This is a genomic window from Actinokineospora sp. UV203, from assembly GCF_056323665.1.
Genome location: NZ_CM150484.1, coordinates 2139203 through 2158891, shown reverse-complemented (window position 1 = coordinate 2158891; position 19689 = coordinate 2139203). Strand labels below are relative to the sequence as shown.

Genomic DNA, 19689 nt, shown 5'->3' with positions numbered 1-19689 from the left:
ATGTCGGGACCGTTGCCAAAACGTGTCCGTGAATGTGCGCTGAATCGATCCAGTGTGGTTCACATCACCGCATGGTTCGACATATGTTGTGAGCCGCAACATTTACCTCAGACGGTTGCCGCCCGGGCCCTGGCGGTGCGTCGACGGACTCGAAAGGGACGACCGAATGCGCAGCAAGACGCTGGCTCTGTTCGCCGCTGGTGTGGGTGTCTCCCTCGCCATGACGGCCTGTGGTGCCAATCAGGAAACTCCGTCGGGCGGCTCAGGGCAGCAGACCTCGGCAGCTCCGGCAGGCGGGATCAAGGTGGGCGTGATCCTGCCCGAGACCGCCACCTCGGCTCGCTGGGAAGGCTTCGACAAGCCGATGCTCGAAGCGGCCATGAAGGCCGAGGGGCTCGCCCCGGACATCCAGAACGCCCAGGGCGACGTGCAGAAGTTCTCCACGCTGGCCGACGGGATGATCAGCCAGGGCGTCAAGGTCCTGGTCATCGCGGCGATCAACAGCGAGGTCGGGGCGGCGGTCGCGGCCAAGGCCAAGGCCCGAGGCATCCCCACGATCGACTACGACCGGCTCAACCTCGGCGGCAGCTCCGAGTACTACGTGTCCTTCGACAACGTGAAGGTCGGCGAACTGCAGGGGGAGGGCCTGGCCACCGCGCTCAAGGACAAGCCGGGCGCGCAGGTGATCGAGATCGAGGGCGCGCCGACCGACAACAACGCGACACTTTTCCACGCGGGTCAGCAGAAGGTCCTCAAGCCGCTCTACGACTCGGGTGCGCTCAAGCTGGTGCGCAGCCAGCCCATCGACGGCTGGGACAACCAGAAGGGCGGCGTCACCTTCGAGCAGATCCTGACCGGCAACGGCGGCAAGGTCGACGGTGTCGTCGCGGCCAACGACGGTCTGGCCGGTGCGGTGATCACCGTGCTGCGCAAGAACGGCCTCAACGGCAAGGTCCCGGTCACCGGCCAGGACGCCACCCCGGACGGCCTGATGGCCGTGCTGCGCGGCGACCAGTACATGACCGTGTTCAAGCCGATCAAGGACGAGGCCGAGGGCGCGGCCAAGCTCGCCGCGGCGCTGGCCAAGGGCGACAAGGCGGCGGCCGACAAGATCGCCGGACAGTCCAGTGAGGACACCAAGGGCAGCCGGACGGTCAAGTCGCTGCTGCTCGAGCCGAAGCTGACCACCAAGGACGGGGTCAAGGAGGTCGTGAGCCAGGGCTACGTCAAGGCGAGCGACATCTGCGGCGGCGACCTCGCCGCGGTCTGTGCCCAGCTCGGCATCAGCTAGTTCGACCACCAGCCCCGGCGCGGCCACGTGCCGCGCCGGGGCCCGGCCAGGAGAGCGTTTCCATGAGTGAACCGATTCTCGAAGTAACCGGACTCAACAAGAGCTTCGGACCCGTGCATGTGTTGCACGACGTGGATTTCACCGTCCGCGCGGGCGAAGTCACCGCCCTCGTCGGCGACAACGGCGCCGGCAAGTCCACTTTGGTCAAATGCGTCGCGGGCATCCACCCGATGGACTCGGGCGTGGTGCGCTTCAACGGCGACCCGGTGTCGGTGCACGGACCGCGTGACGCGGCCAAGCTCGGGATCGAGGTCGTCTACCAGGACCTCGCGCTCGCCGACAACCTCGACATCGTGCAGAACATGTTCCTCGGCCGTGAGCGCGGCGGCCCGTGGCTGCTCGACGAGGCGTCGATGGAGAAGGCCGCGCGCGACACCCTCGCGTCGCTGTCGGTGCGCACGGTCAAGTCGGTGCGCACACCCGTCGCCTCGCTCTCCGGCGGCCAGCGCCAGACCGTCGCCATCGCCAAGGCCGTGCTCTGGGAGAGCAAGGTCGTGCTCCTCGACGAGCCGACCGCCGCGCTGGGCGTGGCGCAGACCCGACAGGTGCTCGACTTGGTCCGCAGGCTCGCCGAGCAAGGCCTCGGCGTCGTGCTGATCAGCCACAACATGGCCGACGTGTTCGAGGTCGCCGACCGGATCGCGACCCTCTACCTGGGTCGCATGGTCGCCGAGGTGCCGACCCGCGAGGTCACCCACGGCCAGGTCGTCGAACTGATCACCGCCGGCCGCTCGGGCGATCTCGGCCTCGCCCGCCCCGAGACCGCAACCGTCTGAGGATTCCCATGACCAACCAGCCTGTCGCCGCCAAACCTGACTCCGGCGGCGCCATCTCCGACTTCGGCATCGACACCACCACCCAGTCCACCGGCGAGGCGGTGCGTGACTTCTTCGTGCGACTGCGGTCCGGCGACCTCGGCTCGATGCCCGCGGTGCTCGGCCTCGGCGCGCTCGTCCTCTACTTCTGGACCCAGTCCGAGAGCTTCCTGACACTGGACAACACGGCGAACCTGATCGCCCAGGGCTCCGGCAAGATGATCATCGCCATGGGCCTGGTCTTCGTCCTGCTGCTCGGCGAGATCGACCTGTCAGCGGGCACCGCGTCCGGCGTCTGCGCGGCGGTGATGGCCATGCACTACGTGCGCTCGGGCAATCTCGTCGGCGGGATGGGATCGACGGTCTTCTACGTCTTCGTCGGCGGCATGCTCGTCGCCGCGGTCCTCGCCGTGATCATGCGGATCTGGGCGGGGGCCGTGTTCGCCATGGTCGCCGTCACCATCGCGATGCTCGGCGTGGGGCCGAACCCGTGGATCGAGATGCTGCTCGCGCTGTGCGTCGGCACCGCGATCGGCGTGATCACCGGGTTCTTGGTGTCCAAGATCGGCATGCCGTCCTTCGTGGTGACGCTCGCGCTGTTCATCACCTGGCAGGGCGTGATCCTGCAGTTCATCGGCCAGGGCGGTGTGTTCGGCATCGGCACCCAGCCGGTCCTGTTCTCCGTCGCCAACGGCAACCTGTCGGTGCTCGGCAGCTGGATCCTGTTCGCGGTCGGCATCGTCGGCTACGCGGGCGTGGTCTTGGGCGAGCACTACATCCGGGTCAGCAAGAGCCTGGTCACCGCGCCGACCCCGATCGTGGTCGGCAAGGTCGCGGCGGTCACCGTGATCGCCGCGCTCGCGACGTTCGCCTTCACCCTCAACCGGTCGCCCAACGACTTCGTGGTGATCGAGGGCGTCCCGTATGTCGTGCCGATCGTCCTGGTGCTGCTCGTGATCGGCACCTACGTGCTCAACCGCACCCGCTACGGCCGGCACATCTACGCCGTCGGCGGCAACGCCGAGGCGGCCCGGCGCGCGGGTATCAACGTCCCCAAGATCCGGGCCAGCGTGTTCGTGGTCTGCTCCTCGGTGGCCGCGCTCGGCGCCATCGTGTACTCATCGAAGGTGGGGTCGGTCGACCCGCAGGCGGGTGGCCTCAATACGCTCCTGTTCGCCGTCGGGGCGGCGGTCATCGGCGGGACATCGCTGTTCGGCGGGCGTGGGAAGGTCATCCACGCGGTCATCGGCGGTCTGGTCCTCGCGGTCGTGGAGAACGGGCTCGGGTTGCTGCAGCAGCCCGCCGCGGTGGTCAACATCGTGACCGGACTCGTGCTGCTGCTCGCGGCGAGCGTCGACGCGCTGTCGCGGCGGAGGGCCACGGTGGCGGTCAGGTAGGGGAGGCGGGCAAGGGGAGGCAGCACGGTGAGCACACCCACGGCGGGCGCACGGCCCGACGAGGTGCGCAGGCACAACCGCACCGCGCTGCTGCGCCGCCTGCACGTCGACGGCCCGAGCACCCGCGCCGAACTGGCCACCGAGCTCGGCCTCAACCGCAGCACGATCAAGGCGCTGGTCGATGGGCTGGCGGAGTCGGGCATCGTGCTGGAGCGGGTGCCGCGGGCGCGGTCCGGCGCGGGCAGGCCCTCGCTGCTCGTGCTGCCGCAGCCGCAGGCCGCCGTGGTGCTCGCGGTCGACATCCGGGTTGAGCAGGTGGCGATCGCGCTGGTCGGCCTGGGCGGGGAGATGCTCGGCCGCAACCGGTGGAACCTGCACCGGCGCTCCGGCGAGCCCGACGAGGTGATCACTCACATCATCGAGTCGACCCGGGTGCTGGCCGACGAGCTCGACCTGAAGATCTACGGCGTCGGCGTGTCCGTGCCCGGCGTCGTGCGGCGCTCCGACGGTTTCGTCCACGAGGCGCCCAACCTGCGGTGGCGCGACGTGCCACTGGGCGACCGGCTCCGCGCGACGCTGGGCGTGCCGGTCCGGGTGGCCAACGACGCCGAGGTCGGCGCGCTGGCCGAACACCTGCGCGGCGCGGCCCGGGGCTCGCTCGACGCGGTCTACGTCTCGGCCGACATCGGGATCGGCGGCGGGGTGATCTCCGACGGCTCGGCGCTGCGCGGCACGGCCGGGTACGTCGGCGAGCTCGGCCACATGGTCATCAACCCGACCGGCCGCGACTGCCACTGCGGCAGCCGGGGCTGCTGGGAGACCGAGGTGGGGGAGCTGGCCCTGTGCCGGGCGCTGTCGCTGTCGGAGGGCACGCCGCGCGGGGTCGTCATCGCCGAGCTGCGCGGCCTGCGCGCCGACGAGGTCGGGCCGCGCCTGGGCGAGTTCCGCGAGTGGCTGACCCTGGGCCTGGTCAACATCGTCAACGCGTTCAGCCCGGAACTCGTGGTTCTCGGCGACCTGTTCACCGCGCTGCCCCCGTCACTGATCGCGGCGGTCGGGGCCGAGGTGGGCAAACGGAGCCTGGTGTCCCGCGCGATCGGCGGCACCCGGGTTCAGGCGTCGACGCTGGGCACCGACGGCAAGCTGGTCGGCGCGGCCGAGTTGGCGTTCGAGCCGGTCCTGGACACGGTCTGACACAGCGACGCGGTCTGACACAGCGAACGGGCGGCACCCCGCTGGGGGTGCCGCCCGTCCTGGACGAGATTCAAGGCGTGGGATCAGCCCTTCTGGAGCTCGGCCGCGATCTCGCGCAAACGATCCTCGTGCGCGCGAGCGTGGTGGCCGCAGAACAGCAGCTCTCCTCCGGAGGGAAATACGGCGCGAACCTGTGCGGCGGCGCCGCATCGGTCGCAGCGATCGGCAGCGGTCAGCTCGGGGCGGGTGAGCGTCGTTGTCGTCATGGGAGTTCTCCCTCCGTCCCGGTGCCGGGTGAACCCGGCACCATCATCGGCCGTGGACTCGGAGGCTGAGAGCTCCACCGGTTCACAATTCCTACTCTTACAGACGCGCGGAGGAATAGCAGTGTTCCCGCGCCCACATAGCAATCAGGTAACCCTTGATTAACCCGGTTGGCCCAAGCTCAACCAGATTTTTGCGGGTTCAACAGGGGGTTTGTCCCCGCGGATCGGGCGTGGGGGCCCGCTCCGGCCACCCCGTGTTCACCACAGGCGAACACCCCGAAGGCCACGAATGTGACGCGGCACACACCATCGCCGCTGTCTGCGCTGATCCACTTCGGCCGGCCAAGCCCGATCGGCGCTTCGCGGCTGAGACCCAGGTCGCTCGGTGTCGTGGCGCCGAGACCGCTCTCATCGATCATGACGCGCTCCGGCGGGGCCGCCGTGCGGCGAGTGCCGCGCGGGGTTCGGCGCCGCTTGGCACCGGGACTGGATGATCCCAGCGGCCCGCTGCCGCGAGCTTGCCTCCGCGCTCGCGGGACTGATCGTCTCGCCCGAGGCGGGCGGCGCTTGATCCCGAGGTTCTCATCGGCGCGCTGACCCGGAAATGGCGCAGCCCTCGGGCCGTTTCCCGACCGCCGCGGGCGGTCGGGCCGGGGAGGACTGATTCCCGGGGGCCCGAGGGCTGGGTGACTGCCTGGTATTCGCCGACCACACGCCGCGCCTACGGGGACTGACGCCGGTCAGTCCGGCCGTGTGCGAGCCGGCTACCATCTCTTCGATGGGCGGTCCTAGCGGACAGCCACCTCACGAGTCCTCTGAGACTTCACCGTTGGACCACCTCCTCTCTCGTGTACCGCGACCGTAAAGTCTCCGGCCGGATTCGACAACGAGGTTTCGTATCTCCCCCATTCGGGTCACTGATAGGGTCCCCGCACACACGCAGCGTGGGGTTGGTTCACACACGTGGTTGACCGGAGTTCGGCTGATCGGCGCGGGAGGGGACCTTGCGGAACGTGGAGGACCAACCCCGAAGAATCGCGATCGGCGTCGTCATCGGAGCCGCGGCCGCCGCGCTGTTCTATGAGGGAATGATGTCCGGCCCGGTGCTGCGCGCGCCCGCCGAGGCGGCGCCGCGGGTGGTCGCCGACGAACCCGACGACAGCCCTGCGGGCCGGGCGCTGCCCCCCGAGCAGACCGGCACCACGACTGTGCTGAGCACGTCGACGTCGACCACTACCACCACGTCGACCACCACGACCACCACCACCACGACAACGACGACGACCACCACGACCGCCGGGTCCACGACCGCGTCCGACCCGGCGCCGACCACCACGCCGAAGCCGAGGCCGACGACGACCACGCCCCGGGCGACCACGACCACCCAGCGCCCGACCACCACCACGACCAAGCCGGACGAGTGCTGGCTGTTCTGGTGCTGACCGCTCAGCCGGTGGGTCCGGGCTGGCATTTCGGGCAGAAGTAGGCGACCCGCTCGCGCACCCCGGACCCCTGCGTCCCGGCCACCACCCGCGATCCGCAGCGCAGGCAGCTCGACCGGGTGCGGCCGTAGACCCACAGCCGCCGGTCGCGTCGAGGATCGCCGGTGGTACACCGGTCCGGTGTCATTTTGTTGCGTTCCAACAGATCCCGGCTCAGTTGGATCGTGCGTTCGCTGTCCACTTCGGACACGGGGGTCCACGGTGAGACGCCGAGCAGGTGGCAGATCTCGGCTTTGAACACGTTGCCGATCCCCGCCATGACCCGCTGGTCGAGCAGCGCGAGCCCGATCTCCCGCTCGGGATCGGCGGTCAGCCGGGCGAGTGCCTCGGCCGCGTGCGCGTCATCCCAAGTCGGATCGAGGAGGTCCGGGCCGAGGTGTGCGACCAGCCTGCCTTCCTCGGCTGTGGGAACCAAAGCCATCTCGTGCAGCAGAAATCCGACCGCCTGGTGCTCGGCGGTGGTGAACACGGCCCGGGCTTGGTGGGCCGGTCGACGCCAACGGGCGCCGCGCGCTTGGACCTGCCAGGTGCCGTCGAGGCCGAGGTGGCTGTGCAGGCTGAGGTCCCGGTCGAACCGGAGGAACAGATGCTTGCCCACGGTGCGCGGCCCGAGGACGGTGCGCCCTTTGAGATCCACAGTGGACAATCGAGGATGGCGGAGCTCGCCGGTGGTCAGCACATGATCAACCAGCGCGGCCAGTCGAGCCGCGGCCTGGTAGACCGTGTCGCCCTCAGGCATCAGCGCCCGCCCAAAGCGACCTTCAACCCGAACCCGAGCAGCACGCTCGCCGCCACCCGCTCGGTCACCCGACGCAGCGCGGGCCTGGTGAGTGCGGTCCGCGCCCGGCCGCCGAACCAGATGAGCCCCGCCTGCCACAGCAAGCCCAGCCCGACATGGATCGCCACCAGCAGTGCCGCCCAAGTCGCGCTCGCGCTGCTCGCGGGCACGAACTGGGGGAGCAGGCTCACATAGAACACGCCGATCTTGGGGTTGAGCAGGTTCGTCATCAGCCCGGTGCGGAACGCGCCGGACACCGGGACGAAGGCATCGGGTTCCTCGCGCCGCCGCCAGGACTGCCGGAGCCCCGACGCGCCTAGCCAGAGCAGGTAGGCCGCACCCGCGTACCGGACAATGTCGTAGGCGAGCGGGGAGGCCGCCAGCAGCGCGGTCAGCCCGGCGATGCTCGCCGTGCCCCACAGCACGCAGCCCGCCGTGATCCCCATCCCCACGGCGAACCCGGCCCGGCGACCGCCGGACAGGACCGACCGCAGGATCAGCAGCGTGTCGAGGCCCGGCGTGATAGTCAGCAGGAACGCGGCCAGGGTGTAGCCGAGCAGGGCGGCCGAACTCATTCGGTGACCGCCTCCGTCTCGCTGTCGGTGGGCCAGGTGACGACGTTGTGCCTGCCGCGACTACCGGTGCGCAGGACGCGCGCGAGCAGGAGGTTGAACGCCAGTGACACCTCCCGCGCCCCCGGCGTCTGCCACTGGTGGATCGGCATGCACGCGCCCTGCGCCTGCTGCACCGCGAGCCGGTCGGGCAGGGCGACCGGCATGACCAGCCTGCCGAAGCTCTCACGGAGCTCCTGGATGCGGAACTGGTGCTCGTAGGAGTGCGTGCGGACCTTGTTGACCACGACGCCCAGCGCGACCAGGTTCGCGTTGTGCTCGTCGCGGGTGTTCTCCACCGCCTCGAACGCGCGCTGGGCACCCGCGACCGCGTACATGGTCGGTTCGGTGACCAGCAGCGCGCCCTGGGCCGCGACCAGCGCTGAGCGGGTCAGCCTGCCCAGCGACGGCGGGCAGTCCATCAGCACCAGCTGGTAGGGCAGCTCGCCGTCGGCCAGCAGGTGCCGCAGCTCGGCGAGCGCCCGACCGAGCTTCTCCAGCCGCCGGGCGCCCGGATCGGGTTCGTTGAGGGTCTCGAGTTCCTCCGAACCGACCATGACGTCGACCTCGCCGTCCCAGGAACTCGGCGCGATCGCGGCCTTGAGGACCGAGGCCGTCGGGTTCTCCAAGACGTCGGCGAGTGTCGCCTCGGTCTCGCCCGGGTCGAGTGTCTGTGTCGCGTTGCACTGTGGGTCTAGGTCGACCACCAGCGTGCGGGCCCCGCGCCGCAGCGCGGCCGACGCGAGGCCGAGCACGACCGTGGTCTTCCCCACGCCGCCTTTGAGGCTGAGCACTGCCACCGTTTGCACGCCCTGAACCTTAGAGTCTCTAGAGTTCATTCTCATGCGACCGGATGCCGTACGCCGTGTGCTCGACCTCGAGCTGACCGCTGCCCGTGAGCGGCGCGGCGGCCTAGCGCCGAGGGTGGTCGATGTCGGAGGCGGCAGCGGGGTGTTCGCCGTGCCCATGGCCGCCGCGGGCTGCGACGTCACCGTCGTCGAGCCGAGCCCCAATGCCCTGGCCACTCTGCAGCGGCGGGCCCAGGAGGCCGGGGTGGCCGACCGGATCACCGCCGTGCAGGGTGACAGCGACGCCCTTGACCAGCTGGTGGAGCCCGGTTCGGCCGAGCTGGTCCTGGCCCATGGGCTGCTCGAGGTGGTCGACGACCCGAAGGTGACCGTCGCCGCCATGGCCGCCGTCCTCGCCCCCGGCGGGGTGCTGTCCGTGCTGGTCGCGAACCGGTTCGCGGCGATCCTGCACCGCGCGATCTCCGGCAAGCTCGTCGACGCCCGCGCCCTGCTCGACGACCCGGCCGGGGCGATCAGCGGCCCCGCCGAGGCGTTGCTGCGCCGCTTCGACACCGAGGGCCTGCGCACCCTGATCGCCGACGCGGGGCTCACCGTCGAACTGGTCCAGGGCTACGGCGTCGTCGCCGACCTGGTGCCCGGCTCGGTCCTGGAGAGCAACCCGGGCGCCCAGGAGGCGCTCGCCCAGCTGGAGCTGGTGGCCGCCACCACACCGCCGCTGCGCGACGTGGCAAGCCGCCTGCACGCCATCGCCAGGCGCTGACTGTCGGCTCCCTGTGGTTGGCTCAGGCCATGGGGAGAAGCGGCGACCTGCCCAGGGGGCTGGTCGAGAGATTCAAGGCGCGCGATGGCGAGTGGCCGGACGACACCGGCTGCCCGATGCTGCACGCCGACATGGACGCCTTCTACGCCTCCGTGGAGATCCGCAGGCGACCGGAACTGCGCGACCGGCCGGTCATCGTCGGCGGGGTGGGCGCCCGGGGCGTGGTGTCGGCGGCCAACTACATCGCCCGGACGTTCGGCGTGCGCTCGGCCATGCCGACCGGTCAGGCCCGCAGGCTGTGCCCGCAGGCGGTGTTCCTGCCGCCGAGCTTCGACCTCTACCAGGAGGTCTCCACCGGCGTGCTGGCGATCTTCCGCGACCTCACCCCACTGGTCGAGCCGCTGAGCCTGGACGAGGCGTTCCTGGACGTCTCCGGCTCGCTGCGCAGGCTGCGCACCACCCCCGCCGCCCTGGGCGCGGAGATCCGCCGCCGCGTCCATGAGGAGTTCGGCATCACCTGCTCGGTCGGCGTCGGCCCGACGAAGTTCGTCGCGAAACTCGCGTCGGGCCTCGCCAAGCCCGACGGCATGCTGGTGGTCCCGCGCGACCAGGTCACCGAGTTCCTGCACCCACTCCCCGTCTCGGCGCTGTGGGGAGTCGGGAAGAAGACCGCGGACCGCCTCTTCGACGTCGGCCTGGAAACGGTCTCGGATGTCGCCGCCACCCCGCTGCCGCGCCTCAAGCGCATGCTGGGCGTGGCCTTGGCCGAACACCTCCACGCCCTCGCGAACGGCCACGACAGCCGCGCGGTGGTGGCCGAAACAGCGGAGAAGTCAGTCGGCGCCGAGGAGACCTTCGAAATCGACCACTACGACCGCGACCTACTGAAACGCGAACTCCTCCGCCTCTCCGAACGCACCGTGGCAACTCTGCGCGCACGCGGGCTGCGTGGCAGAACGGTCTCGATCAAGGTCCGGTACGCCGACTTCACCACGATCACCCGATCCCGCACCCTGCCGGTCCCGACAGATGTGACCCGCGAGGTTTACCAAACCGCCTGCAAACTCCTCGACGAACAGACCCCACCGGGCGCGGTCCGGCTGATCGGGGTCCGGATGGAACAACTCGGACAGGGCGAAGGCGGCCAACTGCTGCTGGACACCCCGGAACAGGGCTGGCGGGAGGCCGAACAGGCGGCGGACAAGGCCCGGTCGAAGTTCGGCACGGCGGCGGTTCGCCCCGCCGCATTACTGGGCGCACGACCGGAGCGAGCGGGCGCCACGGAACCCAAACCCGCCAAGTCTTAGGAACATCCGGTCAAGGCCGGCCCGACGGGCTTTGGGGATGTGAAAAGGGGAGGAAACAGGGGGCTGAGGCGGCGCCATCACCCTCGAAACGCAACGGGCCAAGACCAACAGGCACAGCCCCCTGCCGGGCCAGTCAACCGACAAGATCAGGCAGCACAGCCGACAACGATCCTCGCACCACAGCCGAAGCCACCCCGTCATAAGGCGTCGGCGAGGCGTTGCACAAAACCACGACAGCTCCTGCCCGAGCAGCCAGTCCGACCAACCCAGCAGCAGGCTGCACGGTCAACGAACTCCCCACCGCCATCAGCAGATCCGCCGATTCCACCACCGCCCGTGCCTCATCCAGCACGGCCCGTTCCAAAGCCTGCCCAAACGACACTGTCGCCGATTTGAGGATCCCGCCGCACCGCAGGCAAGGCGGGTCCGTCTCGCCCGCCGCCACCCGGTCCAGCGCTTCCCGCATCGGCCGCACTTCGGTGCACGACAGGCACACCGTGTCGAAAATCGTCCCGTGCAACTCGATCACCCGACTCGATCCGGCGCGCTGGTGCAGCCGGTCGATGTTCTGCGTCACGATCGCGGCTAGGCGTCCGTCACGCTCCAGTCGCGCCAACGCGAGGTGCGCCGCGTTGGGCTCCGCGGTCCAGGCCGGGTGCACGCGCCGGGCCTGCCAGGTCTGAGCGCGCAGCGCCGGATCTCGTTGGTACTCGCGGAGATTCGACATCCGCTGGGCGTCTGGGGTCTTCGTCCACAGGCCGTCGGGTCCGCGGAAGTCCGGGATGCCCGAGTCGGTCGAGATGCCCGCCCCGGACAGCACGACGACCCGACCCGCCTTCGCGATCAGCTCGCGCGCCCGTTCCGTGCCCACCCGATGATGATGTCACGGGAATGCCTGACGACCGCGGACCGCGATTCGGGAATGACGGGCCCTTTGTCCGGCCGCTGACCGAAAATGACAAAGAATCACGGTCACTTTGCTCGGCCTACCGCCCCTTCCCTGACACACCGCATTTGCCGCTGCCTTTAACGAATAGCCTGGGAAGGGAACCCTCCGTGAGAATCACCCGGCGTCGATCGGCGATCATCGGTGACAGCGGAATGGTGATCGGGCAGAGCGGCACCGGGCCGGGCGAGACCGACGCGGAGGGTACGACCTGGAAGTGCGGCGGGGTCACCGATCTCGGGGTGGGCGCCCACCCATCGGCGGTCAACACCGCGCGGGGAAAACGACCACACTTCCCGCGTTGCTCCTCGTCACCCCGTACCAGGGCCCGACATCGGTGGCGGTCACCCTGCTCTGAACCGACCCCGACGACGAGCCCCCTATCCCGCACTGATCATCTCGCGCACGGCACTCGTTCGCCCGGAAATCACCACGACGACGCGCACCTCCGGTAATCAACTCGCTACGCCGAGATCACCGGAGGTAGCAGCTGATGAAGTCCTTACGCCGCTTGGCCGCGCTGGGCGCGGGTCTGGTCACCACCGCGTCCCTGCTCGTGGCCACCGCACCCGCCGCGGCCGCGGTCACCGACCTGGAACTGGCGACCCGCTGGGCGCCCATCCACTACCAGGACACCGACTCGTCCGACTACGACGCCGACTACCTGTCCAAGATCGATTTCGATCTCGAGTGGGACACCCTGAACAACTGGGAGCACCAGGACGACGTGCTCTCGCGCCTGACCGGCACGGTCTACTACTCGGTCGTGGAAACCTCGACCCACTGGTTCCTCGGCTACGGCTTCTACCACCCGCGCGACTGGGAGGACTTCTCCGACCCGTTCGGCGTCTACACCCATGAGAACGACATGGAAGGCGTCGTCCTGACCGTGCGCCGTGACGGGTCGTCCTACGGCAAGTTCGAGGCCATGGTCACCGTCGCGCACACCGACTTCTACTCCTACGTCCCCGCCGGCAGCACCTTCACCAGCGGCCGGGAGAACATCGACGGCACCGTGCCGATGCGGACCTACAACGGCGTCGCGCACCCCACCACCCGCCAGGAGGCGAAGGGCCACGGCGTCTACGCCTGGAACGGCACCGAGTTCCCCGGCGGCGACGGCGTCGTCTACTACCCGAGCGGCACCGCCGAGGTGCCGTCGAGCGGAAACGACCGCTCCGTCGGCTACAAGTTGGTGAACGTCTTCGCCGCCGACGGTCTGTGGGCGCGTCGCGCGAACGCCGTGACCTTCGCCAGTTACGGAACCTTCAGGGGCGACAACGGCAAGGACAACGCCGCGAACGCGCCGTGGGGCTGGGACGACGGCAACGACGGCAGCGACATCCCGCGCGGCACCATCGCCACCGACCCCGCCTACCTTGTCGCCCAGTACTTCGCCGGAGAGGGCTCCTTCAGCCTCACCTACACTCGAAACTCCTACCGCTAGCGGAGTTTGACGCGCGCGCGGCGAGGGTACACAGCATCCGGATCCGCGCGTGCGAAACGCGTCATCGTGAGCGGGGTGGCGGCGCTAGGGCGCCGACACCCCGTTTCGCCTCGTCCGGCGCGGTACGTTGCCGGATCGGACCAGGAGCTCCAGGAGGAACAAAGTGTCAGAGGTCGAGACCAATGCGGCGGCTCACGCGTCAGGAGTGCGCGGCGCCGACGTCCGGGTGAGCGCCGACGCCGAGCAGGTGCCGCTGATCCGCTCGTTCGCGGCGGACATCGCGATGCGCCTCGATTTCGATCTCGACGCCATCGAGGACGTCCGCATGGCGGTCGACGAGGCGTGCTCGCTGCTGGTGCGGGCGGCGGTGCCGGACTCGTCGCTGTTCTGCGCGTTCGACCTGCTCGACGACACGCTGCGGGTTCGCGTCCATGTCGACGCCACGAGCCCGATGCCGCCGTCGGCGGACCGGATGAGCTGGCAGATCCTGACCGCGCTCGCGTCGTCGGTCACCGAGAACGTCGAGGTGACAGGGGACGGGCACCGCGTGTCCATCGAGTTGGTGACCCGCACCGGGGAAGCGGCAGCGCGGTGAGCGAGTCCCACGCCACGCAGCGCGAGGACGCCCGGTTCGACAAGTTGGCCCGTCTCCCCGACGGTGATCCACGACGTGTCGCGCTGCGCACCGAAGTGGTGGAGGCCTACATGGACCTCGCCCGCAACCTCGCGCGCAAGTTCGACCGTCGCGGCGATCAGCTTGAGGACCTGGTCCAGGTCGCCACGATCGGGCTGATCAAGTCCATCGACCGGTTCGAGCCCGCCAAGGGCAACTTCTACGGTTTCGCCATTCCGACGATCATGGGTGAGCTGCGCAGGCATTTCCGCGACACCGGCTGGGCCGTGCGGGTGCCACGCCAGCTCAAGGAGCTGCACGTCACCGTCGCCACGGGCCGCGCCGAGCTGACCCAGCAGCTGGGTCGCGCGCCCAAGCCCAGTGAACTGGCCGACCATCTCGGGCTGTCGAGGGAACAGGTTTACGAGACGCTCATGGCGGGCGCGTCCAAGGAGGGCACCTCACTCGACGCGCGGCTCGCCGAGCCCAACGGCGACCGATTCGGCTACGAGGACGACGAGCTCACCCAGGTCGACAACCGCCGGGCGCTGCAGCCGCTGCTGGCCGAGCTCACCGAGCGCGAGCAGAAGATCATCCTGCTCAGATTCGTCCGCGGGATGAGCCAGGCCGACATCGCCCGCCGCGTCGGCGTCTCGCAGATGCAGGTCTCGCGGCTGCTCACGAAAATCCTCGACCGACTCCGCGCGGGCCTCGGCGAGGACAGCATGGTGCGCTGATGGATCAGCCGACCCGAATCTGCCTGCGGCGGTGGGCGATCAGCGCCCGCCGCTCGCCTTCGCCCATCGCGCCCCAGATGCCGTACGGCTCCTGGACGCTCAGGGCGTGCTCGCGGCACTGCTCAAGCACCGGGCAGGCGCGGCAGATCGCTTTGGCGCGGGCCTCACGCGCGGCCCTAGCCGGTCCGCGTTCGGCGTCGGGGTGGAAGAAGACCACGCTGTCGACCCCGCGGCAGGACCCCTTGGCCTGCCATTCCCATTCGGTCGTGACGGGCTTGGGCAGGCGGGTGATCTCGGCCATCGTGACCCTTCCTCGTGGCCCCGCCATCACGCGGGGAAGTGATCATCAGATACCCGGTGCCCGCATGGACCAAACTGTGCTCACCGTGTTCGACAATGTGACAAACCCGAATTACCCGGTCGGAAAGGATCGATAGTGGAGATCAACAGCGAGGGCCTCGACCCGGTGATCGTGTCCGTGGAGGGCGAGGTCGACCTCGCCACGTCACCCCGGCTCGAACAGACACTCGACGAGGCGCTCTCGTCCTCCGGCGCCACCGGCGTGTGCGTCGACCTGTCGAAAGTCGAATTCATGGACTCCGCGGGCCTGCGGGTCCTCGTGGCCGCCCGGCGCCGTGCCGACGGGTCCGGCCTGTCGATGACCCTGCGTGAGCCGCACGACCGAGTGCGCCGAATCATCGAGATCACGGGCCTGGCTGAGGTGTTCGGGCTCGCCGGAAATTCGTGATTCAAGGTCCCTCAGTCGGGGTATCTCAGAGCGAGTGCACCCAGTCCCACTGGGAGGGTGTTGCGTGGACTCCAGCAAGAGGCGGCGAGATGGTGGATGGCCGGGCAGAGCTAATCGCCCGACTTCTGCCGACCACCCGGTCGGCGGGTGAGGCGCGCGACTTCGTCAGCGCCGCCCTCCGATCCTGGGCGTGCGACGAGGCTCTCACCGCCGATATCGTCCTCGCCACCTCGGAACTGGTCACGAACGCGATGGAACACGGCCGCGGCGAGATCACCGTGGACCTCCAGCTGCTCGAAAGCCGCCTCCTGCTGCGCGTCCGCGACGAAGGACCGGGCGCGCCGGTCAGCGGCGAAAGGGAAGTCCTGGCCCCGCGCAGCCGGGGTCTCACGATCGTCGAAGCGCTGAGCACCTCCTGGGGCTGGCAGCTCGCCCAGGCTGGGAAGTGGGTGTGGGCGGAGTTCCCTTTCATCCCCGCGAGCGCGCCGGTCCCGTCCATGCACTTGCGCCCGCCCGCACACCACTGAACGACTATTTCGCGCGCGATCCCGGCCGCAAGGTGGGTGGAGCGGAAGCGGGCTCGGGCCACCACCCCTCAAACGCAAGGGGCAGAACCGAACGGAAGAGAAATACGACCCCGTGTGGCCGGTAGGTCGCAAGAGGTCGTATTTCTCTTCAACCACCACGGGGCCAAAGACGCCCGCGGCGAACCTCCCAATCAGGCACCACCAGCCAGAGACAGCCAGCCGTCCATGTGGACCCGAGACGACCCCACCAAGCTATTTGCGCGCGGCGACACCGGCCAGCAACTCGTCCGCCGTCCGCGTGTTGATCACCCGGTCCGGGCCGATCCCGCACTCCTCAGCCCGTTCGCAGCCATAGGGCAACCAATCCAGCTGACCGGGAGCATGGGCGTCGGTGTCGATCGCGAAGTGGCAGCCCATTTCGGCCGCCAAGCTCAGCAGTCGACGCGGCGGGTCCAGGCGTTCCGGGCGGGAATTGATCTCCACAGCCACCCCGTACTCGACACAAGCGGCGAAGACCGACTCCGCGTCGAACGTGGACTCCGGTCGGCCCCGGCCGGTCACCAGCCTGCCGGTGCAGTGCCCCAGGATGTCGGTGTGCGGGTTGGCCACGGCGGTCAGCATCCGATCGGTCATCTCCGCCTTCGGCATGCGCAGCTTCGAGTGCACGCTGGCCACCACGACATCCACCTCGGCGAGCAGCTCGTCGGTCTGGTCGAGGCCGCCGTCGAGCAGGATGTCGACCTCGATGCCGGTCAGGATCAGGAACGGCGCCAGCTCCACGTTCAGCTCGGCCACCAACTCCAACTGCCTGCGCAGCCGCTCGGCGCTGAGCCCGTTCGCCACCTTCAGCCGGGGGGAGTGGTCGGTCAGCGCCATCCACTCGTGGCCGAGCGCGATCGCCGCTTCGGCCATCTCCCGGATCGGGCTGCCGCCGTCGGACCAGTCCGAGTGCGTGTGGCAGTCCCCGCGCAGCGCCGCCCGCAGCTGGGCACCACCCGCGACCGGTCCATGGGCGCCCTCGGTCAGACTGGTCAAGTAGGCGGGCTCGCCACCCGTGACCGCTTCGGTGATCGCGGCGGCGGTTGACTTGCCGATGCCGGGCAGCGCGGTCAGCGTGCCTGCCCGCACCCGTTTCTCGAGTTCTCCTGGGGGCAGGTCGGCGACGATGGCGGCGGCTTTGCGGAACGCGCGCACCTTGTAAGTCGGCTCGCCCGACCGCTCCAGGAACAGCGCGATCTGCTTGAGGGCCGCCACGGGATCCATGAACCCAATTAACCATCGGCGGGCGACAGTCGCGAGCCGCCACTAGCGTTCGACGGGCCGAAAGGAGCACACATGGACATCCCGGCCACCGCGCCCGTCACCCCGTCCGCGCTGACCGACCTGCTCGACGGGCGGTGGGCGCACGTCCGCCGCGACGCCCGCGTCCGGATGTCCGAGCTGCCCGCGCCGCCGGTCGACCTCCCGACCGAGGAGCACCGCGCCCAAGTCCTCGACTCCCTGCGCGCGCTCGTCGCCTCCGGGTACCCGCGCGCCGGGTTCCCCAAGGAGTACGGCGGCGAGGCCGACACCGGAGCCGCGCTCACCGCGTTCGAGATGCTCGGCTTCGGCGACCTGTCGGTCATGGTCAAGGCAGGCGTGCAGTGGGGCCTGTTCGGCGGCGCCGTGGAAGCGCTGGGCACCGAGACCCACCACGAGCGCTACCTGCGCGCGATCATGGACCTCGACTTGCCCGGCTGCTTCGCGATGACCGAGACCGGGCACGGCTCCGACGTCCAGCACCTGCGCACCACCGCCACCTACGACCCGGCCACCGGCGAGTTCGTCGTCCACACACCGCACGAGGGCGCCCGCAAGGAGTACATCGGAAACGCCGCCCGCGACGGCAGAATGGCCGTCGTCTTCGCCCAGTTGGTCACCGGCGGCGAGTCCCGAGGGGTGCACGCGCTGCTGGTGCCGATCCGCACCGAGACCGGCGAGCCCGCCCGCGGCGTGCGGATCGAGGACTGCGGGCGCAAGGCCGGACTCAACGGCGTCGACAACGGCAGGCTCTGGTTCGACAGCGTCCGGGTCCCGCGCGACGCCCTCCTCAACCGCTACGGCGACGTGGCCCCCGACGGCACCTACAGCAGCCCGATCGACGGCGACTCCAAGCGGTTCTTCACGATGCTCGGCACCCTCATCCGCGGCCGGATCAGCGTCGCGGGCGCCGCGGGCAGCGCGACGAAGACCGCGCTGAAGATCGCCGTGCGCTACGCGCAGGTCCGCCGCCAGTTCGACAACCCGGGGACCGGGGACGAGGTCGTCCTCCTGGACTACCTCGCCCACCAGCGCAAGCTGCTGCCCGCTCTGGCGACCACCTACGGCCTGCACTTCGCCCAGGAGGAACTCGTCACCACCCTGCACGACCGCCGGACCGACGCCGACGACCGGGCGCAGCGCGAACTCGAGTCGCGGGCGGCAGGCATCAAGGCGATCGCCACCTGGCACGCCACCAAGACCGTCCAGACCTGCCGGGAGGCCTGCGGCGGCGCGGGCTACCTCGCGGAGAACCGGCTACCCGGCATCAAGGCCGACACCGACGTGTTCACGACCTTCGAAGGCGACAACACCGTCCTGCTCCAACTGGTCGCGAAGGGCCTGCTCACCGGCTACCAGCAGCACCTGCACACACTCGGCAGCGCGGGGATGGCCCGGTTCATCACCGACCAGGTGATCGGGACCGTGCTCGAGCGCACCGCCGCCCGCGGGCTCATCGACCGGCTGATCAACGCGGTCACCACCCAGGACGAGGAGACCGACCTGCTGGAGCGCGGCTGGCACCTGAAGCTGTTCGAGGACCGCGAGAAGCACGTCCTCGACACCCTCGCCCGCCGCCTGCGCCGGGCAGGGGAAGAGGGGGCGGACTCCTTCGCCATCTTCAATCGTGCGCAAGACCACGTCCTGCGCGCGGCCCGGGTCCACATCGACCGGGTGGTTCTCGAGGCTTTCGTCGCCGCGATCGACCGCAGCACCGATATGGCCGTCACGGAGTTGCTCGAACGGCTCTGCGATCTCCACGTGCTCAGCAACGTCGAGGCCGACCTCGACTGGTTCCTCGGCCACGGTCGCCTCACCACAGCCCGCGCCAAGGCCGTGACCAGCGCCGTCAACGAACTCTGCGCCCATCTGCGACCCCACGCGGGCACGCTCGTGGAGGCGTTCGCCATCCCGGACGCCATGGTCGGCGCCCCCATCGCGCTCGGCGCCGAACGCGACCGCCAGGACGCCCAGCGGTCGCACGAGGCCCGGGAACTACCCCGTATGGAGGACTCCGAAGAAGCTGTGACACCGTGATCGAGGATCGGGTAGTCCTGGCCAGGAAAGGCCCGTATCGTGGACACTGACACCCCCACTGCGGGGTGCCCGCCGGGTCCGGCGGCAACCGTGATCGCCCGGCGCCCGCGACCGCTGTGCCGGAGGAGGAAAATATGCCACTCTCCGAGCACGAGCAGCGACTGCTCGACCAGATCGAGCGCGCTCTCTACGCCGAGGATCCCAAGTTCGCCTCCACTGTCCGAGGTGCCCGCCTACGCAAGCCGTCCCGACGGCGCAGGCTGCAGGGCATCGCCCTGTTCGTCCTGGGTGTGGCTCTGCTCGTGGTCGGTGTGATGGTGCCGTTCAAACCGGCGGACATCCCGGTGGTGAGCCTGCTCGGCTTCTTGGTGATGTTCGTCGGCGCTCTGCTCACGCTGACCGCCCTGCGGCACGGTGGCGACGCCGCGTCGGAAGAGGGCGAAGGCCAACGTCCGCCAGGCGGCGAGTCCGCGCACCGACGCGGCTCGTTCTCCCAGCGCATGGAAGACCGCTTCAAAAAACGCTTCGACGGTGAGTAGCGGTAC

21 protein-coding genes are annotated in these 19689 nt (G+C 69.5%); 14 read left to right on the top strand and 7 right to left on the bottom strand.

The genetic code is table 11. The annotated features are described in order from the left end of the window. The first annotated feature begins 166 nt into the window (after positions 1-166). From ACUZ2Y_RS09880 to ACUZ2Y_RS09865, 4 genes are all read left to right on the top strand, one after another. Positions 167-1291 (top strand): sugar ABC transporter substrate-binding protein, encoded by a 1125-nt coding sequence (locus ACUZ2Y_RS09880; RefSeq protein WP_476329093.1) that lies wholly within the window; start codon positions 167-169, stop codon positions 1289-1291. Positions 1292-1353: 62 nt separating this feature from the next. Further along, the gene (locus ACUZ2Y_RS09875; RefSeq protein ID WP_476329091.1) at positions 1354-2127 is read left to right on the top strand and encodes an ATP-binding cassette domain-containing protein; all 774 of its coding nucleotides are present in this window, start codon (positions 1354-1356) and stop codon (positions 2125-2127) included. A gap of 8 nt (positions 2128-2135) precedes the next feature. Further along, a complete protein-coding gene (locus ACUZ2Y_RS09870) occupies positions 2136-3563 on the top strand; it encodes a sugar ABC transporter permease (RefSeq protein WP_476329089.1) in 1428 nt (475 codons plus the stop codon). A gap of 27 nt (positions 3564-3590) precedes the next feature. Then, positions 3591-4757 (top strand): ROK family protein, encoded by a 1167-nt coding sequence (locus ACUZ2Y_RS09865; RefSeq protein ID WP_476329087.1) that lies wholly within the window; start codon positions 3591-3593, stop codon positions 4755-4757. Between the two features lie 83 nt (positions 4758-4840). On the opposite strand, the gene ACUZ2Y_RS09860 is transcribed toward ACUZ2Y_RS09865, so the two are convergent. Further along, positions 4841-5023: a DUF7455 domain-containing protein gene (locus ACUZ2Y_RS09860; protein WP_091371508.1), complete on the bottom strand. Its 183-nt coding sequence runs from the start codon at positions 5021-5023 to the stop codon at positions 4841-4843. 1013 nt (positions 5024-6036) lie between these two features. Here ACUZ2Y_RS09860 and ACUZ2Y_RS09855 point away from each other — a divergent pair. Next, entirely contained in the window at positions 6037-6465 is a 429-nt protein-coding gene (locus ACUZ2Y_RS09855) for a hypothetical protein (RefSeq protein WP_476329084.1), read from the top strand. A 4-nt stretch (positions 6466-6469) separates the two neighbouring features. Here ACUZ2Y_RS09855 and ACUZ2Y_RS09850 read toward each other — a convergent pair whose 3' ends face one another. From ACUZ2Y_RS09850 to ACUZ2Y_RS09840, 3 genes are read right to left on the bottom strand one after another with little or no spacing between them, the layout of a single operon-like run. After that, entirely contained in the window at positions 6470-7264 is a 795-nt protein-coding gene (locus ACUZ2Y_RS09850; RefSeq protein ID WP_476329082.1) for a DNA-formamidopyrimidine glycosylase family protein, read from the bottom strand. Further along, on the bottom strand, positions 7264-7878 hold the full coding sequence (locus ACUZ2Y_RS09845) for a LysE family translocator (protein ID WP_476329080.1): 615 nt from the start codon (positions 7876-7878) through the stop codon (positions 7264-7266). The genes ACUZ2Y_RS09850 and ACUZ2Y_RS09845 overlap by 1 nt, the downstream gene beginning before the upstream one ends. Next, a complete protein-coding gene (locus ACUZ2Y_RS09840) occupies positions 7875-8723 on the bottom strand; it encodes a ParA family protein (protein WP_476329078.1) in 849 nt (282 codons plus the stop codon). Before ACUZ2Y_RS09840 ends, ACUZ2Y_RS09845 begins: the two co-directional genes overlap by 4 nt. A gap of 34 nt (positions 8724-8757) precedes the next feature. Here ACUZ2Y_RS09840 and ACUZ2Y_RS09835 point away from each other — a divergent pair, with 34 nt between their 5' ends. Then, positions 8758-9483 (top strand): class I SAM-dependent methyltransferase, encoded by a 726-nt coding sequence (locus ACUZ2Y_RS09835; protein ID WP_476329076.1) that lies wholly within the window; start codon positions 8758-8760, stop codon positions 9481-9483. Positions 9484-9512: 29 nt separating this feature from the next. Continuing rightward, positions 9513-10790 (top strand): DNA polymerase IV, encoded by a 1278-nt coding sequence (locus ACUZ2Y_RS09830; RefSeq protein ID WP_476329074.1) that lies wholly within the window; start codon positions 9513-9515, stop codon positions 10788-10790. 133 nt (positions 10791-10923) lie between these two features. Here the strand turns inward: ACUZ2Y_RS09830 and ACUZ2Y_RS09825 are convergent, their stop codons facing one another. Next, positions 10924-11661, bottom strand: a complete 738-nt coding sequence (locus tag ACUZ2Y_RS09825; protein ID WP_476329072.1) for an SIR2 family NAD-dependent protein deacylase — start codon at positions 11659-11661, stop codon at positions 10924-10926. 568 nt (positions 11662-12229) lie between these two features. Between ACUZ2Y_RS09825 and ACUZ2Y_RS09820 the strand changes: the two genes are divergently transcribed. The 3 genes from ACUZ2Y_RS09820 to ACUZ2Y_RS09810 all read left to right on the top strand — a co-directional run bounded on the left by ACUZ2Y_RS09820 (position 12230) and on the right by ACUZ2Y_RS09810 (position 14533). Continuing rightward, the gene (locus tag ACUZ2Y_RS09820; protein ID WP_476329070.1) at positions 12230-13183 is read left to right on the top strand and encodes a hypothetical protein; all 954 of its coding nucleotides are present in this window, start codon (positions 12230-12232) and stop codon (positions 13181-13183) included. A 163-nt stretch (positions 13184-13346) separates the two neighbouring features. Further along, on the top strand, positions 13347-13778 hold the full coding sequence (locus ACUZ2Y_RS09815; RefSeq protein ID WP_476329068.1) for an ATP-binding protein: 432 nt from the start codon (positions 13347-13349) through the stop codon (positions 13776-13778). Further along, positions 13775-14533, top strand: a complete 759-nt coding sequence (locus tag ACUZ2Y_RS09810; protein ID WP_476329066.1) for a SigB/SigF/SigG family RNA polymerase sigma factor — start codon at positions 13775-13777, stop codon at positions 14531-14533. Before ACUZ2Y_RS09815 ends, ACUZ2Y_RS09810 begins: the two co-directional genes overlap by 4 nt. Positions 14534-14537: 4 nt before the next feature. Here ACUZ2Y_RS09810 and ACUZ2Y_RS09805 read toward each other — a convergent pair whose 3' ends face one another. After that, entirely contained in the window at positions 14538-14834 is a 297-nt protein-coding gene (locus ACUZ2Y_RS09805; RefSeq protein ID WP_476329064.1) for a WhiB family transcriptional regulator, read from the bottom strand. Between the two features lie 135 nt (positions 14835-14969). Here ACUZ2Y_RS09805 and ACUZ2Y_RS09800 point away from each other — a divergent pair, with 135 nt between their 5' ends. Continuing rightward, positions 14970-15281, top strand: coding sequence for an STAS domain-containing protein (locus ACUZ2Y_RS09800; protein WP_476329062.1), 312 nt, complete (start codon positions 14970-14972; stop codon positions 15279-15281). 89 nt (positions 15282-15370) lie between these two features. Continuing rightward, positions 15371-15808, top strand: a complete 438-nt coding sequence (locus tag ACUZ2Y_RS09795; protein ID WP_476329060.1) for an ATP-binding protein — start codon at positions 15371-15373, stop codon at positions 15806-15808. A 252-nt stretch (positions 15809-16060) separates the two neighbouring features. On the opposite strand, the gene ACUZ2Y_RS09790 is transcribed toward ACUZ2Y_RS09795, so the two are convergent. After that, positions 16061-17071, bottom strand: coding sequence for a PHP domain-containing protein (locus ACUZ2Y_RS09790; RefSeq protein ID WP_476329058.1), 1011 nt, complete (start codon positions 17069-17071; stop codon positions 16061-16063). A 72-nt stretch (positions 17072-17143) separates the two neighbouring features. On the opposite strand from ACUZ2Y_RS09790, the gene ACUZ2Y_RS09785 reads away from it, so the two are divergent. Together ACUZ2Y_RS09785 and ACUZ2Y_RS09780 are read left to right on the top strand one after the other, a co-directional pair. Beyond that, positions 17144-19144, top strand: a complete 2001-nt coding sequence (locus ACUZ2Y_RS09785) for an acyl-CoA dehydrogenase family protein (RefSeq protein WP_476329056.1) — start codon at positions 17144-17146, stop codon at positions 19142-19144. A 134-nt stretch (positions 19145-19278) separates the two neighbouring features. Continuing rightward, positions 19279-19683, top strand: coding sequence for a DUF3040 domain-containing protein (locus ACUZ2Y_RS09780; protein WP_476329054.1), 405 nt, complete (start codon positions 19279-19281; stop codon positions 19681-19683). Positions 19684-19689 lie beyond the last annotated feature (6 nt).

Coding starts and splice junctions, on each gene's coding strand:
- ACUZ2Y_RS09880 (WP_476329093.1), top strand. CDS start 167: ATGCGCAGCAAGACGCTGGCTCTGTTCGCCGCTGGTGTGGGTGTCTCC.
- ACUZ2Y_RS09875 (WP_476329091.1), top strand. CDS start 1,354: ATGAGTGAACCGATTCTCGAAGTAACCGGACTCAACAAGAGCTTCGGA.
- ACUZ2Y_RS09870 (WP_476329089.1), top strand. CDS start 2,136: ATGACCAACCAGCCTGTCGCCGCCAAACCTGACTCCGGCGGCGCCATC.
- ACUZ2Y_RS09860 (WP_091371508.1), bottom strand. CDS start 5,023: ATGACGACAACGACGCTCACCCGCCCCGAGCTGACCGCTGCCGATCGC.
- ACUZ2Y_RS09850 (WP_476329082.1), bottom strand. CDS start 7,264: ATGCCTGAGGGCGACACGGTCTACCAGGCCGCGGCTCGACTGGCCGCG.
- ACUZ2Y_RS09845 (WP_476329080.1), bottom strand. CDS start 7,878: ATGAGTTCGGCCGCCCTGCTCGGCTACACCCTGGCCGCGTTCCTGCTG.
- ACUZ2Y_RS09835 (WP_476329076.1), top strand. CDS start 8,758: ATGCGACCGGATGCCGTACGCCGTGTGCTCGACCTCGAGCTGACCGCT.
- ACUZ2Y_RS09830 (WP_476329074.1), top strand. CDS start 9,513: ATGGGGAGAAGCGGCGACCTGCCCAGGGGGCTGGTCGAGAGATTCAAG.
- ACUZ2Y_RS09820 (WP_476329070.1), top strand. CDS start 12,230: ATGAAGTCCTTACGCCGCTTGGCCGCGCTGGGCGCGGGTCTGGTCACC.
- ACUZ2Y_RS09805 (WP_476329064.1), bottom strand. CDS start 14,834: ATGGCCGAGATCACCCGCCTGCCCAAGCCCGTCACGACCGAATGGGAA.
- ACUZ2Y_RS09795 (WP_476329060.1), top strand. CDS start 15,371: ATGGTGGATGGCCGGGCAGAGCTAATCGCCCGACTTCTGCCGACCACC.
- ACUZ2Y_RS09790 (WP_476329058.1), bottom strand. CDS start 17,071: ATGGATCCCGTGGCGGCCCTCAAGCAGATCGCGCTGTTCCTGGAGCGG.
- ACUZ2Y_RS09785 (WP_476329056.1), top strand. CDS start 17,144: ATGGACATCCCGGCCACCGCGCCCGTCACCCCGTCCGCGCTGACCGAC.
- ACUZ2Y_RS09780 (WP_476329054.1), top strand. CDS start 19,279: ATGCCACTCTCCGAGCACGAGCAGCGACTGCTCGACCAGATCGAGCGC.